Origin of the sequence: Psychrobacter sp. P11G3, from assembly GCF_001435845.1 — a bacterium.
Lineage (GTDB): Bacteria > Pseudomonadota > Gammaproteobacteria > Pseudomonadales > Moraxellaceae > Psychrobacter.
This window is the reverse complement of sequence record NZ_CM003596.1, coordinates 2,345,927-2,360,842: the sequence shown is the minus strand read 5'-3', so window position 1 is coordinate 2,360,842 and position 14,916 is coordinate 2,345,927. Positions and strand designations below refer to the sequence as shown.

11 protein-coding genes are annotated in these 14,916 nt (G+C 43.9%); 3 read left to right on the top strand and 8 right to left on the bottom strand.

The window, feature by feature from the left end; genetic code table 11:
- Window positions 1-90: 90 nt before the first annotated feature.
- From AK824_RS09465 to AK824_RS09450, 4 genes are all read right to left on the bottom strand, one after another.
- Window positions 91-1,905: an efflux transporter outer membrane subunit gene (locus AK824_RS09465; protein WP_057761023.1), complete on the bottom strand. Its 1,815-nt coding sequence runs from the start codon at window positions 1,903-1,905 to the stop codon at window positions 91-93.
- The gene (locus AK824_RS09460) at window positions 1,902-5,132 is read right to left on the bottom strand and encodes an efflux RND transporter permease subunit (RefSeq protein WP_057761021.1); all 3,231 of its coding nucleotides are present in this window, start codon (window positions 5,130-5,132) and stop codon (window positions 1,902-1,904) included. The genes AK824_RS09465 and AK824_RS09460 overlap by 4 nt, the downstream gene beginning before the upstream one ends.
- A gap of 34 nt (window positions 5,133-5,166) precedes the next feature.
- Window positions 5,167-6,570, bottom strand: coding sequence for an efflux RND transporter periplasmic adaptor subunit (locus AK824_RS09455; protein ID WP_057761018.1), 1,404 nt, complete (start codon window positions 6,568-6,570; stop codon window positions 5,167-5,169).
- Window positions 6,571-7,399: 829 nt separating this feature from the next.
- Window positions 7,400-8,425, bottom strand: a complete 1,026-nt coding sequence (locus tag AK824_RS09450) for a polyprenyl synthetase family protein (protein WP_057761015.1) — start codon at window positions 8,423-8,425, stop codon at window positions 7,400-7,402.
- A gap of 569 nt (window positions 8,426-8,994) precedes the next feature.
- Between AK824_RS09450 and rplU the strand changes: the two genes are divergently transcribed.
- The 3 genes from rplU to lolA all read left to right on the top strand — a co-directional run bounded on the left by rplU (window position 8,995) and on the right by lolA (window position 10,753).
- On the top strand, window positions 8,995-9,306 hold the full coding sequence (rplU, locus tag AK824_RS09445) for a 50S ribosomal protein L21 (protein ID WP_057761012.1): 312 nt from the start codon (window positions 8,995-8,997) through the stop codon (window positions 9,304-9,306).
- Window positions 9,307-9,397: 91 nt separating this feature from the next.
- Window positions 9,398-9,655, top strand: a complete 258-nt coding sequence (rpmA, locus tag AK824_RS09440; protein ID WP_021813611.1) for a 50S ribosomal protein L27 — start codon at window positions 9,398-9,400, stop codon at window positions 9,653-9,655.
- Window positions 9,656-10,066: 411 nt separating this feature from the next.
- Window positions 10,067-10,753 carry an outer membrane lipoprotein periplasmic chaperone LolA gene (lolA, locus tag AK824_RS09435; protein ID WP_057761010.1) on the top strand — a complete coding sequence of 229 codons (687 nt, stop codon included), beginning with the start codon at window positions 10,067-10,069 and terminating at the stop codon, window positions 10,751-10,753.
- Between the two features lie 120 nt (window positions 10,754-10,873).
- Here the strand turns inward: lolA and scpB are convergent, their stop codons facing one another.
- From scpB to AK824_RS09415, 4 genes are all read right to left on the bottom strand, one after another.
- Window positions 10,874-11,434 (bottom strand): SMC-Scp complex subunit ScpB, encoded by a 561-nt coding sequence (scpB, locus tag AK824_RS09430; protein WP_057762551.1) that lies wholly within the window; start codon window positions 11,432-11,434, stop codon window positions 10,874-10,876.
- Between the two features lie 124 nt (window positions 11,435-11,558).
- The gene (locus AK824_RS09425; protein ID WP_057762550.1) at window positions 11,559-12,380 is read right to left on the bottom strand and encodes a segregation and condensation protein A; all 822 of its coding nucleotides are present in this window, start codon (window positions 12,378-12,380) and stop codon (window positions 11,559-11,561) included.
- A gap of 180 nt (window positions 12,381-12,560) precedes the next feature.
- Window positions 12,561-13,646 (bottom strand): tryptophan--tRNA ligase, encoded by a 1,086-nt coding sequence (locus tag AK824_RS09420; RefSeq protein WP_057761008.1) that lies wholly within the window; start codon window positions 13,644-13,646, stop codon window positions 12,561-12,563.
- A gap of 108 nt (window positions 13,647-13,754) precedes the next feature.
- Window positions 13,755-14,843: an LpxL/LpxP family acyltransferase gene (locus tag AK824_RS09415; protein WP_057761006.1), complete on the bottom strand. Its 1,089-nt coding sequence runs from the start codon at window positions 14,841-14,843 to the stop codon at window positions 13,755-13,757.
- Window positions 14,844-14,916 lie beyond the last annotated feature (73 nt).

The following is a 14,916-nucleotide window of genomic DNA, read 5'->3' as shown; positions in this document are numbered from 1 at the left end:
GCCCCACCACGTTAAGTCGGTAGGGCTGATAGTACTTATCGACTGTTAATAGGATGATAGAGCTGCGTCATCAGATTAAGGTTGGGTCATTTAAGGCTCAACAATCTGGGTCACAGGAACTTGCTCAACACTATTGTTATTGAAGCGAGTCTCTTCAGTGATCACGCCGACAGCGGCATCCTTCTGGCCATCATCATTCACATCGACGATAGCAGTAGGCTCAAAAGTAGTCGTTTCTACCGCTTGCGACTGCTTAATGGCGACCGCTTCTTGCGGCGTAGTCACACGCGCTGAACCAGCTGCTTCGATGGCATTTGTCGCTTTGGTTTTTGCACTAGTCGCAGTTCCAGTAACAATCTGCGCCAAGTTAGTATGCTGCGGTACCGGAATGACGGTCGGTACATCAAGATTCGCACCGCCACCAAGCGCTTGGTACAACTCAATCTGGCTAACGATTTTCTGTAGCTCTAAATCTAGGATACCTTGCTGAGTAGAGAACAGTGAACGCTGCGCATCAAGTACGTCTAAGTAATTGTCCAGACCAGCTTTAAAGCGCGCATCTGCTATCTGATATGTCTGTTCAAAATTATCTTGCAGACGATACTGCGCCTCTAACTGCTCACCGAGTGTTGCACGTGTGGCAAGTACATCTGATACTTCGCGGAATGCCGTTTGAATAGAGCTCTCATAACTAGCAAGCGTTTGCTCACGTTCGATTTGAGCCACATCATAATTGGCATCTAAACGGCCTGCATCAAAGATAGGGACGCTTACGCTAGGTCCAAATGACCAACCAACGGCACCATTTTTAAACAAGTCATTTAAGCTGCCGCTACTGACGCCCACACTACTGGTCAAGCTAATAGATGGGAAGTAAGAGGCACGGGCCACTTCGATATTCGCACCAGCAGCTTTTAGGTTGTATTCTGCTTGTAGGACGTCAGGACGATAACGTAGTAATTCACTTGGTAGACCAGCATTAAATATCTGCTGGCTAGTAATATTACTAACAGCAGGTGTTGGGATAAGCTCATTTGGAATAGCGCCACCAACTAAGTACTGCAATGCATTGCGTGATTGAAGAACACTGGTCTGGGCACGTAATACGGCAAGTTTGGCACTTTCAAGAGAAGCAGCAGCCTGTAATGAAGGCAGTTTTGCGTCAATACCTGCTTCAAAACGTTTATCCGCGATAAATAGCGAACGCTCACGACTCTCAACTGTAGCTTCAGCCAGTTTTAATTGCGCCAAGCTGTAGCTTAGGTTGGCGTAGCTTTGTGCGATATTACTAATCAAGCTGATTTGGGTCGCATCTTTAGCTGCTGTGGTCGCCAAGAAATTCTGCAATGCTTGATCTTTTAAGCTTGAGATTTTACCCCAAAAATCGAGCTCATAATTGGCAAGACCCAAGTTGACACTGTAGCTACTACTAGCGTTTCGATCAGTACGATTTTGTGCTGAGCGAGTATAACCAGCACTGCCGTTGATAGCTGGCAAGTCATTAATGTCAGTAATCTGATACTGTGCACGAGCTTTTTCAATGGCTAGGCGCGCACTCTCAAAGTCTTTGTTTTTTTCAAGACCGAGAGCAATCAGACCTTTTAGGCGCTCATCGCTATAAAAATTCTGCCAGCGCTGACTGGCAATGCTTGCTTGATCAGCACTACTGACAGTCTCTTTATCAAATGCACCATAAGATTGCTGCATAGGAATATTTGGCTCTGCTAGCACAGGACGCATATCGGCTTTTGGAATGGTGTTACAAGCGGCCATGCTGATTGCCAATGCAGTCAAACCTAACAGGCGACCACTTTTTTTGCGCAAACGAGATAGCGCTGGCTGCGCATCGATAGCTGTAATAGCTACCGATGATGAGTTAGTGATAGATGTTTTTTGAGCACTCATTGTGTATTGTCTCCAAGACTTGCAGGCTGATAACTCTCAGAAGGTGTTGGGTTATGCGAGTTAGGCGTACCATTGCCACCATCTTTATCATTGGGTGTGTTGTTCTCATATTTATGCGGGAACGCACTACGCACCCAGATATAGAACATTGGGATAAAGAAGATACCTAAGAGGGTTGCTGTAATTACCCCACCAACAACGCTAGTACCAATAGCGTTTTGACTGCCTGAACCTGGCCCATTGGCCAAGAATAATGGCACAACACCCAGTCCAAAGGCAAGCGAGGTCATGATAATCGGACGCAAACGCTGGCGTGCTGCGGTCATGACGGCTTCTGTGAGACTGTAACCTTCCTCTTGGTGTTCTTTTGCAAATTCAATAATCAAAATGGCGTTTTTGGCGGACAAACCAACGACAGTCAGTAGACCAACTTGCAGGTAGATATCATTGGCAAAACCACGTAGCCAGGTAAATATCACTGCACCCAATACCCCAAGTGGAATCACTAGTAGTACAGAGACAGGAATAGACCAGCTTTCGTACAAAGCCGCCAAACATAAGAAGACAACTAGAATTGAAAGCGCATAAAGCATCGGCGCTTGGGCACCTGATTTTTGCTCTTCCAATGACATGCCTGTCCACTCATAACTGATACCTTCAGGTAGCTTGTCTATCATCGCTTCCATCGAGCTCATTGCTTCACCAGTACTTAGTCCTGGTGCGGCGCTACCTTGGATGTTCATGGACGGTAGGCTGTTGTAACGAGTAAGACGCGGTGAGCCTGACTGCCACTCACTACTAGAGAATGCATCGAACGAAATCATATCGTTCATGTCATTTCGTACATACCATTTACCAATATCATCGGGGTTGGTACGGCTGCTGGCTTCACCTTGTACATAGACGCGTTTGATACGGCCACGATCGATGAAGTCGTTAACGTAGCTTGAGCCCCACGCTGTTGAGATGACGCTATTGATATTGCTTAGTGACAGGCCATAAGCCGCCGCTTGTTCTTGATTGATATTTACTTTAAGTTGTGGCGAATCTTCTTGACCGTTAGGACGTACGCCAGCCACTTGATCGTTCTGTGCGGCCATACCTAAGAGCATATTTCGGGCTTCAAGTAGCCCATCATGTCCGAGGTTACCACTGTCCTGAATCATTAAGTCAAAACCACTGGCATTACCAAGCTCGGTAATTGCTGGTGGTACGATGGCAAATACTTGTGCTTCGTTTAGCTGCGTAAAGAAATACCCCATCGCCCGACCAGCGACAGCTTGAGCGGTGTTTTCATCGCCCGAGCGTTCCTCCCAGTCTGATAAGCGCACAAACGCCAGACCCATATTCTGACCTTGACCCGCAAAACTAAAGCCTGCAATGGTAAAGACCGAAGCGATATTATCGGTTTCTTGGGTATCGTAATAGTTTCTAACTTTATCCAATACGTCTTGTGTTTCATCTAATGTAGAGCCAGCCGGAAGCTGAACCAAGGTAAACATAATACCTTGATCTTCTTCTGGTAAAAACGAGCCTGGAATACGTAAGAACACGACCGCCATAATACCGATGATGGCTGCATAACCAATCATGTATAACCATTTAAAACGAATACTTTTGCCGACAAAGTTTTCGTACGAACGGCTAAGTTTGAAGAAGCCGCGGTTGAACCAACCGAAGAAGCCTTTTTGCTTTTCGGTACTGCCTTTTTCATGACTTTTGCCACGTTTTAGCAAGGTCACACATAGGGCAGGGGTGAATACAAGCGCGACCATGGCAGAAAGCACCATGCTGGTAATCAGCGTAATAGAGAACTGACGATAAATCACACCTGTTGAGCCACCAAAGAAGGCCATCGGTACGAATACTGCGGATAAGATAAGCGCAATACCAATAACGATTTTACTGATTTCACCCATTGACTGGATAGTTGCATCTTTGATAGAGATGTGAGGATCTTCTTCTAGTATTCGCTCGACGTTCTCTACGACGACGATCGCATCATCGACCAGTAGACCGATGGACAATACCATGGCAAACATGGTCAACACGTTGATACTAAAGCCTGCAATATACAACACTGCAAAGGTACCCAAGAGTACGACAGGTACGGCAAGGGTCGGGATAATGGTTGCACGCCAGTTCTGTAAGAAAATGAACATAACGATAAATACCAACACAATCGCTTCAATGAGGGTCATAACGACTTGTTCGATAGACAAGCGTACAAAGGGTGTGGTGTCATACGGAACGACTGAGGCTAGACCAATTGGGAAGTTTTTTTCCAGCTCAGCCATACGTGCGCCGACGGCTTCACGAGTCTCAAGGGCGTTTGCGCCACCAGCAAGTGAAATACCTAAACCGGCTGCTTCTTGACCATTGTATAAAGACACAACGCTATAGTTTTCACTGCCAATCTCGACATCTGCCACATCGCCTAAGCGCACTTGTGCGCCTGAGGTATCTGTTTTTAGTAGAATGTTTTTAAATTCTTCAGGCGTTTGAAGATAGCTTTGTACAGTAACAGTGGCGTTGATAACTTGTTTGTCTGTGTCGGCAGGTGCTTGACCCAATTGACCAGCAGATACCTGAGCATTCTGTGCTCGTATCGCATTGACGACATCTGAAGGTATCATGTTGTAGCTACGTAGGCGTGATGGGTCTAACCAAACACGCATCGCATAGGTAGAGCCAAAGACTTGAACTTCACCCACACCCTCTACACGACTGATCGAATCGACGACATTAGAGTTAATATAATCGGCAATATCTGCCCGATCCATGGTGCCATCTTCAGAAATAAATGCTTGCACCATCAAAAAGCTGCTAGACGATTTATTGACGTTGACACCTTGACGCTGAACAGACTCAGGCAAGGAGCTCATCGCTGCTTGCAGTTTGTTCTGTACTTGTACTTGAGCTGTGTCAGGATCTGTGCCGTTTTCAAAGGTTAGCGTCACAGACGCACTACCATTTGACGAGCTCGATGATGACATATACATCAGGCCATCTAGACCTTTCATACGCTGCTCAATGATCTGTACTACTGAGTTTTCTACGGTTTGCGCATTGGCACCAGGATAGCTTGCACTGACTGAAATCGTTGGTGGTGCGATACGTGGATATTGTTCAATCGGTAGATTAAGAACGGATATTACCCCGATGAGCATGACCAAAACAGCCAGCACCCATGCAAAAATAGGGCGATTAATAAAAAAACGTGACATAGTGTATCCCTAAGTCTTCCTGTCTTGAATGGAATTAGTTGGCAGCGGCTTCTGTTGATTTTTCACTAGAAGTCTCATCGCCAGCTGGCTTTTTATCCATCGTTTTTGCGGCTTGCTGCGGCGTTTTGGTATTAGGCGCATTTTTTGCAGCAGCTGGTGCTGGATTTGCACTTTCTAGTGGTTTGGCGACCACTTCTTGGTCAGGCTTGACCTTAGCACCACCAATCACAACCACTTTGTCACCTGCTTTCAAGCCTTCAGTGACGACCCATTGTCCATCGTAAGTACCATTAATGGTGACCGGACGTACTTGGATTTTATTATTTTCGTCAACGATATAGACTTGCGTCTCACTCTTCGGCGTACGAGTGACTGCACTTTGCGGGACAAGGGCTGCGTTGGTAATAACACTCTGTGTCAAACGTGCCGTGACATACATACCTGGTAGCAGGATGTTATTGCTGTTTGGAAAAATAGCACGTAAGGTGACAGCGCCTGTTGACTCATCAACTTTGGCTTCAGACAGTGCAAGCTTACCGCGTACTGGGTAAACAGAACCGTCTTCTAGCACCAATTCAACTGAGTTCATACCTGGCTGAGCAGTACCATCTGCAATCTGCTGACGAAGCTTGAGCAACTCAGAAGAAGACTGGCTGATATCGACGTAGATAGGGTCTAAGCGTGAAATAGTCACCAATGGATCGGCTTGACCGGCGCTAACCAGCGTACCAGCAGTTACGCTTGAGCGATCCGTACGACCGGTGAGAGGCGCACGCACGATAGTACGGTTCAGATCCAATGTGCTAGCATCAAGACCAGCTTTTGCGGTCTGAATGCCTGCTTTTGCGCTTTCGATACCGGCTTGTGTCTGACCAACAGCAGCAGCGGCGCTTTGTACCGCGGCCTGTGCGGTACGTACAGCCGTCTGTGCTTGCTCATATTGCTGCTGTGAGATGGCGTTGATACTGACCAGACCCTGCAGACGTTGTAAGTCGTTTTGCGCTTGTGCTAATGACGCTTGACGACTGACTAACTCAGCTTTTGCGTTTGCATTGTTTGCCAAAGCTGTCTGATAGTTGGCTTGTGATTGCTGCACGGCTGCTTGACCACTGCTTACCGATGAAGCGTAGTTGTCAGTATTGATGCGATACAGCGGCTGACCTTTTTTGACGTTACTTCCTTCACGGAATAGTACTTCGTCAATCACACCGTTGACCTGTGGGCGGACGTCAGCAGTTTGATAAGCTGCAGTACGACCAGAAAAAGTTTGTACTTGAGGGACGGTATCGAGAGTGACTGTCTGAACGTTGACAACCGCAGGCGGCATTTGCTGCTGTGCGGCTTGCTCACCAGCGGCGTCCTCGTTATTGTCACAGCCAACCAGTACAGCTCCAGATAGTACAGATGCTATTACAAGCGCAAGATAAGAGTGCTTCATCAATGTCCTCGGCAATATATATAAATAGTGACAGTATAAAAATCGATCAATAAGTTTGGCGTACTGAATATAAGGGTCTTGCTAATACTAAATAACTTGCTAATGCTGAATAAAGAGAATAAATAGCCTAAGCTAGCATTATTTATTCCAGTTTCAGATTATTCTGTTAGTGAAATATAACTAATAGGAAATCTGACATCGATATGGATTAAGTATCGAAAGGATTATTTAGCATTAATTGTTTAAGCAAACCACAGAATGGATTAATAAATTTAATGAGTCATTATAAACTATTGGGGTAACCCCACAGTCAAGTAGTTTGCAATACGAGCTGGATCGAAAAGCGGTAATATTACAGTTTACGAATTAATAGATTACCGTCATAGTAAGCGTCGTCTCTATTAACAGCTAATAGAACCATGCACAACCTAGTATCAAAATATATTGTAAACTTTTGTTATAAATCTAAAACCCTATAGTAACTAAGGTTTTTTAACGATAGAAAATCGACTTTGTCAACAAAATGACAATTTTAGCAACCCCTAATTACAGTCATAAAAAATAACTATCAGTATCTCTCTAACAAACGTCATCAAACTTTGACCGACTGTCCAAAAAGCCTTATACGATTATAGTACTGCAAGGATGTATGAAACTTAAAGAAAGGTAACGATTTGGCTGACATGCTAGTTTTTGAGAAGGTACTTCTTAATTTATGAGCTCTTATTTATCAATTGCTGAGGAAGTTTGCTAAAAAGCCATGCTAAAAAATTCTGTCAAAAAAAAGAGCCGTCTTAATTAGTTAATAACACAGACGACTCATATTTAATTATACCAATCGTGCGCTAGCAAGCTCAGTCAGCTGGTACAGACCTTGACGATAACGGTTGTCAGGCAGTGTGCTGAGGGCTTGTTGTGCGAGCCTAGTTTCTTCCAACGCGCGTTGCTTGCAATAATCTAATGAGCCTGAGCTACGTACTAACTCAATCAGTTGCTCAGCATTTGGTGTTTTACCTGTCTGAACGGCAACACGTAACTGCTCATAGCCTTCAGTGTCGCTGTCTTTGAGTAGCTCGAGTGCTTTGATAGTCGGTAGGGTAGGTTTGCCTTCAGCAAGATCATCGCCTAAGTTTTTGCCCATCACTTCACTGTCGCCACTATAGTCGAGCACATCATCGATAATTTGGAACGCATTACCAAAATGCTGTCCGAAATCGCCCAATGCCGTCATATATTCTGTCTTGTCTTGCAAGATAGCAGCACCTTGGGTCGCCATCATGAACAGGCGTGATGTTTTGCCATCGATAATACGTAAGTAATCTTCCTCTGTTGCGGCAGGGTTATGCTGGTGCTGTAACTGTAATACTTCGCCTTCAGCAATATCACAGGTCCCATCAGAGAACACTTGTAACAATGGCAAGCTCTGAAAACCAACCAAAAGATTAAAAGCACGGGCAATCAGATAGTCACCGACCAATACAGCGGTGGCATTGTCCCACGTCGCATTTGCCGTTGGCTTTCCACGGCGCTGCCCTGACTCATCGATGACATCGTCATGGACTAGGGTAGCGGTATGTAGCATTTCCGTGATAGCTGCTAGATGCATGGCTTTTTCTGATGGATTGTCATCAAACATACGTGCGCAAAGCAAGGTAATCAGCGGACGCATACGTTTGCCGCCAGCATTGATCACGTGTTGCGAGACGCTCATGACGAGTTGTACTTTTGAGTTCAAACTGCCAAATACTTGCTTGTCCATCACCTCAAAATCATTGGCCACGATACTTTGAATATCAGCATAGCTAGGCGTCGATTGAGAGGCAGGCACGGTATTATTTAAAGAGGTACTAGTCATAATAAATAGTCATATTAATAAGAGTAAAGAGAGTTGGTATAACCTTGACTTTATCTATCTATAGGTAAGGTATTATTTCGCTTATGATAGCATAGCTATCTGCTTAAATTGTTGGTTAAAGTATATAGCACAAGTAGGTCAGGCGTATGATATGTGGGGCTTACTATGCCTATTGAGTAGAATAAAAACGATAAGAAATGTCTTATGTTTTACAGATATATCCTCTAAAGCATCTTAAGCTTATTGGTCACATAAATGATTCATAAAAGGCTGTAAGTAACTGATTGCATAAGTTATAATGGCCGCTGTTGGGCTTAATCTATCACTTATCACTACTATTTCTCATGTTTATATCCGTATTGTCATCTATCGACTTTCCTTGATGAGCAGCCGTTATAGCCAAATGAGAGATGGTCATTAGTGTAACCACCTTGCAAAAACAAGAGGCGCGGCTTGCTTTTATGAGCAAAAAGCCGTAAAATCTTGCCTTTAATTTTTCCCTGTCGTGTTCGTCGTAAAAGCGTTGGTATAACATCAGCCACGGCACACGGGTTAAACGGAGTCATACAATGTACGCAGTAATCAAAACTGGTGGTAAACAGCACCGTGTAGTCGTCGATGAATTGCTTAAAGTTGAACTACTAAAAGCAGAAAAAGGCGAAACAATCAAATTTGAAGACGTGTTGATGGTTGTTGACGGCGATAACGTCAAAATCGGTCAGCCTGTTGTTGACGGCGCTAGCGTAGAAGTTGAAGTTGTTGAGCATGGTCGCGGCGAAAAAATCCGTATCATCAAGCACAACCGTCGTAAGCATTATCACAAAGAACAAGGTCACCGCCAATGGTACACCTTGTTAAAAATCAAAGCGATTAATGCCTAATTATCCATTTAGCAATTATTGCTAAATAGCGCACTAAATGCTTAAGAGTTATCGCATCAGCGATAAGTCAAATTAACAAGGAGATTTTCTCATGGCACATAAAAAAGCTGCCGGTTCGAGCCGTAACGGTCGTGATTCAAACCCAAAAATGCTAGGCGTAAAAATCTTTGGTGGCCAAGCTATCACAGCTGGTAACATCATCGTTCGTCAACGTGGTACAGAATTCCACGCAGGCGAAGGCGTTGGCATGGGTCGTGACCATACTTTATTTGCACTGAATGACGGTGTTGTAAAGTTTGCGACCAAAGGTAAATTTAACCGTCGTTATGTTACGGTTGAAAACGCATAATTATCTATTTAGGTCGTTTTATTCTTTGAATAGAATGATCAGATAATTAAAAAAGCCCTTACTGCCTTATGGTAGTAGGGGTTTTTTACGTTTGTAGGGTGATATAAATTAATAAGAACTATTTTAAGCGATATTTTTAAACTTACTACTAGCATAACTACTGTAGCTAAGAATTCTAAATGTAAACTTTTACCGTGTAACTGTATTGGTTACAAGCGTGTATGGCAGCCGTAGTAAAGATTGCAAATCATGACTAGGCGCGTAATAAAAAAACTGGCACACTGTTGCCATTGCTAATGGTTACCAGCTTTAGCTTGGTAAAAACAGTATTTATAGAAAACAAAAATTTCAATAGAACATTTTATTTTTAGCGACAACTTTAAAGCGATTATGCTTTTTTAGAGAGGATTTATGATGAACTTATCTACGAAAAAATCAACCAAACAAAAGATGATGAGTGGTGCTTTAGCAGGTGTGTTGATGACATCGCTAGGTATCGCAGCGCCAATGATGGCATTGACTCAAACGGCTACTGCAGCTCCTGCTGACAACCTAACAGCTGCTAAACGTTTGAACAAATTACTGACCAATACCAAGAGTATGACGGCTAATTTTAGTCAAACGACTAAAGGCGCGAGTAGTGGTACGTTTAAAGGCTCTATGAGTGTCCAACGTCCAAATAACTTCCGTTGGGAAACCAAGTCACCATCAGAGCAGCTGATCGTTGCTAATGGTAACTCTATGTGGGTTTATGACAAGGATTTAGAGCAAGCGACTAAGCAAAACGTCGATAGCCAAGTAGGTAATACACCAGCTTTGCTATTATCAGGTGATCCAAGCAAGATTGATCAAAACTTCAAAATCACTCAGCCATATGACAACAAAAACTACTATGTGCTCTATCCGAAGTCAGACAGCGCAAGCTTCAAAAGTCTTTCAATAAGCTTTAGTGGTGGCAAACCTGTCATGATGGTATTAAATGATACTTTGGGACAGACAACCTCTATTAAGTTTAGCGGTATCAAGATGAACCCAAGTATTGGTAGCAGTCAGTTTAAATTTACACCACCGAAGGGTGTTGACGTAATTAATCAGTAATTAACCGATATGTTGCTAGGTTTTGATATCAGTTCAAAATCAGCAACGTAATAAAAAGGACAGACCCTATGTGGTCTGTCCTTTTTTATGTGAGTAACTATAGTTTGTTCAGCAGAAAGTTTAAGACATGGATCGTATGGTTTCCATATCTGGCATAGGTGGTAGTTCATCCAGATGGCTTAGTCCAAACGCATCTAAAAACTGCGCAGTAGTATGCAGCAATGCAGGACGACCTAGCGTATCTTTAAAGCCTTTCTCTACAATCCATCCTTTATCAAATAACTGGCGCAGTATATTGCTCGATAATGTCACTCCGCGCACATGCTCGATATCACTGCGTGTCACAGGTTGCTTGTATGCAATGACACTTAGGGTTTCAAGTAAGGCTTGGCTAAGGCGTTCCTGACGCTGCGGAAAAGTACGCTGGATTAGACTGCTGTAGTCATCAGATATCTGTAAGCGATAACCGCTGGCGGTCTCATGTAGCCTAAGCACACCTGTATCTAAGCGTTGTTGCAGCACTTGCAGGGTTTGATTTAATTCTTTAGTAGATAATGACAAATGTTTTTTTAATGCGTGAGCGGTCAGCGGTGCCTCTGACGCATGCAACAGCACCTCGATACGTTTACTCAATTTTTCCAAAGAATCATGCTGTGCCTCAACCGATGGATATGTAGTCATAGTTATTGGTTTTTGGGTCTCGTCATGTTGCTTTGGGTCTTCAATATCTACCATCTAAAGTATGCTCTTATTTCAATATTGTGATTTTAATAGAGAATGGGCTAGGAGACAGTCTTAGAGCCTACTAGGCTAACCACTGTAATGTGAGATTTGTGGATTCATTATTCATATTAGTCTGATCAGAATTATTGGAAACAGATTTGACGATACCGCTATCTGTCTCAGTATTGACCACACCAACCAACTGCCGCTTTATAAGCTCAAGTACGGCGACGAAACTTACAACCACGCCTATTTTACCTTGTGCCTTATCCAGTAGCTCATAAAAGGAGCGCGTCCCATCTGTACTTAATTGCCTGCTAATACTGGCAATACGATCGGCAAGGGGTACTGCATCAACTTTGATCGTGTGCATTTGATAGTCAGGCTGTAGCTGCATTTTAAATAAGCTATCAATCAGCAAATTAGGTGAGTAGCTTGGCAGTTCCGCATTCATAACGTCTTGACCAGGCATACTAACCATTGCCAAAAACACATCGCGCTCTAGACGTACTAGATTGTCTAGGCGCTGACTGACCACTTTGATTTGCGCGTACTCTTCGAGGCGCTCAATCAACTCTGCTTTTGGGTCACGCTCATCGGTTGGGGTATCAGGGGTAGGTAATAGCAACTCGGTTTTGATAGCGATGAGCGTTGATGCCATTAGCAGATAATCACCTGCTAACTCAAAGTGTTCGGTATCCAATTCACCGATATAAGCTAAGTACTGTTCAGTGATAGGCAGAATAGGCATTTGGGTCAAATCGACGTTGTTTTTTTTGACCAAATACAACAGGAAATCTAATGGACCAGCAAATTGTTCTAACCAAATAGCAAAGGCTTGCGGTGGTACATATAGATCTTCTGGCAAATGCTGCACAGGCGTCTGATAGATACGTAGCGACATATCATGGTTGACTGATTTATCAAGCTCGCTCTGATTGTCTACAGGCTCAGAGATTGAATCAGCCATAGCAGATAAGGCGGCTTTAGATAAAGCCGCCTGTTTGGTGTTCGGTTCAGTTTGCACGTTTAGCACCCGCTTTGATAATAAGTTGCGTCAGTGAAACGACTATTCCAGCAACGATTATTTAAGCTTAGCAAGCGGACGGATACCGATAGCACGGCGAGCTTTATCTAATTGCTTGCGACTATGACGACGGGCTTTATTCGCACCCATCTGCAAGATTTCTTCTAACTCTTTTGGATTGGCCATCAGCTCTTCGTAACGTGCACGGAATGGCGCGATTTCGTCATTAATCTTATCAAACAGCGCTTGTTTAGCGTCACCCCAGCCAATACCAACGGCATAACGAGCACGCATATCAGCAATCTCTTCAGCGGTCGCAAATGCTTTATAAATCTCAAAGATAGCTGAATCATCAGGATCTTTTGGCTCATCAGGTAGCTGTGAGTTAGTCACGATCTTCATGATGGCTTTATGCATCTGTTTTTCAGGACTGACTTGCGGGTTTGGCTCACCAAATAGGGGAATAGTATTGCTATAGCTCTTACTCATCTTGCGGCCATCAAGCCCAGTAAGCAGCGGTATATCGTTATCAACGACTGCCGACGGTAGCGTAAAAAGAGACTTATAACGATGATTAAAAGTACCTGCGATATCACGCGCCATCTCGATATGCTGCACTTGATCGCGACCTACTGGCACATGGGTAGCATTGAACATCAAGATATCAGCCGCCATTAGCACGGGATAACCAAACAGACCCATGGTGACACCTTGATCAGGATCGACATCAGCTTTTTCTGTATTGATATCAACGGCTGCTTTGTAGGCATGGGCGCGGTTCATCAAACCTTTGGCACATGAGCAGTTCAAAATCCAAGCAAGCTCTGGAATTTCAGGCACGTCTGACTGACGGTAGAACGTGACACGCTCAGGGTCTAGACCACAAGCAATCCACGTAGCGGCAATGGCTCTCGTCGATTCGTGAATGATAGCAGGGTCATAGCAGCCGATGATGCCATGGTAGTCTGCTAAAAAGAAAAACGCTTCATGATCACTATTTTGAATAGACTCAATCGCTGGACGAATCGCGCCAACATAATTACCTAAGTGCGGAATACCAGTCGGTTTAATACCAGTCAGGATGCGCTTGGCTTCAGTTAAAGTATCAGAAGCTTGATTGTCAGGAGTACTGTTATTGCTCATGGAAAATCCGTTATTTTGTTTATCAAATTATTATCAGTGCATAGTTAAAATGCAAATTATTAGCCGCAAAGTATAGCAAACTTCACCAGTATTTTTGGGAATAAAGGCTTACTTATAGATATCAGTACGACCGTTTGGCCCATGTTTGAAGCGGCGATGAAACCACATCCACTGAGTGGGATCAATACGAATGAGTCCTTCTAAAACTTCATTGACCCGAGTAGCATCAGCGACTTCATCTTTACTTGGGTAGTTGTCTAATTCTGGCGTAATTGTTAAATGATAATGGGGACGTTTACCACGCGGCAAGTTGTCAGGCGTCTGCCGATAAGTATGCAGTGCCATGACAGCTGGTGGCAGTGCTTTGCTACCTAGTTTTGCCATGCGACGTGATGCAGTGATAGTCGCGGCTGGCACACCGAAGAATGGCGCCATGACCCCTTGCTTGAGGCCATAGTCTTGGTCAGGAGAATACCAGATGACGTGTCCTGCTTTGATAGAGGTAACTAAGCTACGCATATCACGACTAGAGATTTGCTTACCAAAAATATTGGTACGGCCATTATAAATAAACCAGTCTAATAAAGGGTTGTTTTGCGTACGATACATACAATCTACTGGGAAAAACTGCGCACATAATAGGCCACCCAAATCTAGCATCGTATAATGCGCACCGAGCAAGATAACTGGCCGCTGCTCATTTTGCGCATTAACAATATGCTGTAACCCTGAGATGGATACAGTTCTAGTAAATATATTGGGCCGGAACCAAGCGCATAACGTTTCAAACACACCAATGCCTTGATTGACAAATACTTGCTTGGCCATTAATTCACGTTCAGCTTCGGGCTTCTCTGGAAATGCCAACTTCAGGTTGATTAGCGTATCGCGTCTACGTGAGCCAGCAACTTTATAAATCAATATACCAAGCTTACGACCTAGCCAAAACTGCCAACGTAACGGCAGATATATCATCGGTAGCATTATTAAGAATAATAACCAAATGCCCCAATTCTTTGGTGATAAAAACTGCCACTGAAATGGTTTGTGCTCTGCTTGCGCTGTACGCTTATGATTTTGGGTAATTGTCGGTGTGCCAGCCGGTATCGCAGGCGACTTAGCCGACTGTTTCATACTAGGCGGCACGCTGCTATTGGCAGATGGCTTGCTAGGGTCGAATTGTTCTGGCGCTTTCATAATATCCTTCTGCGGCACGGTTTGAGGCATCATGGCTAATAATAAAAAGTTACTGATATGATGGGGTAGTGTT

What these genes read in the sequence shown, in the direction of transcription:
- AK824_RS09465 (WP_057761023.1), bottom strand. Translation starts at nt 1,905, where the DNA reads ATGAGTGCTCAAAAAACATCTATCACTAACTCATCATCGGTAGCTATT.
- AK824_RS09460 (WP_057761021.1), bottom strand. Translation starts at nt 5,132, where the DNA reads ATGTCACGTTTTTTTATTAATCGCCCTATTTTTGCATGGGTGCTGGCT.
- AK824_RS09455 (WP_057761018.1), bottom strand. Translation starts at nt 6,570, where the DNA reads ATGAAGCACTCTTATCTTGCGCTTGTAATAGCATCTGTACTATCTGGA.
- AK824_RS09450 (WP_057761015.1), bottom strand. Translation starts at nt 8,425, where the DNA reads ATGACTAGTACCTCTTTAAATAATACCGTGCCTGCCTCTCAATCGACG.
- rplU (WP_057761012.1), top strand. Translation starts at nt 8,995, where the DNA reads ATGTACGCAGTAATCAAAACTGGTGGTAAACAGCACCGTGTAGTCGTC.
- rpmA (WP_021813611.1), top strand. Translation starts at nt 9,398, where the DNA reads ATGGCACATAAAAAAGCTGCCGGTTCGAGCCGTAACGGTCGTGATTCA.
- lolA (WP_057761010.1), top strand. Translation starts at nt 10,067, where the DNA reads ATGATGAACTTATCTACGAAAAAATCAACCAAACAAAAGATGATGAGT.
- scpB (WP_057762551.1), bottom strand. Translation starts at nt 11,434, where the DNA reads ATGACTACATATCCATCGGTTGAGGCACAGCATGATTCTTTGGAAAAA.
- AK824_RS09425 (WP_057762550.1), bottom strand. Translation starts at nt 12,380, where the DNA reads ATGTCGCTACGTATCTATCAGACGCCTGTGCAGCATTTGCCAGAAGAT.
- AK824_RS09420 (WP_057761008.1), bottom strand. Translation starts at nt 13,646, where the DNA reads ATGAGCAATAACAGTACTCCTGACAATCAAGCTTCTGATACTTTAACT.
- AK824_RS09415 (WP_057761006.1), bottom strand. Translation starts at nt 14,843, where the DNA reads ATGAAAGCGCCAGAACAATTCGACCCTAGCAAGCCATCTGCCAATAGC.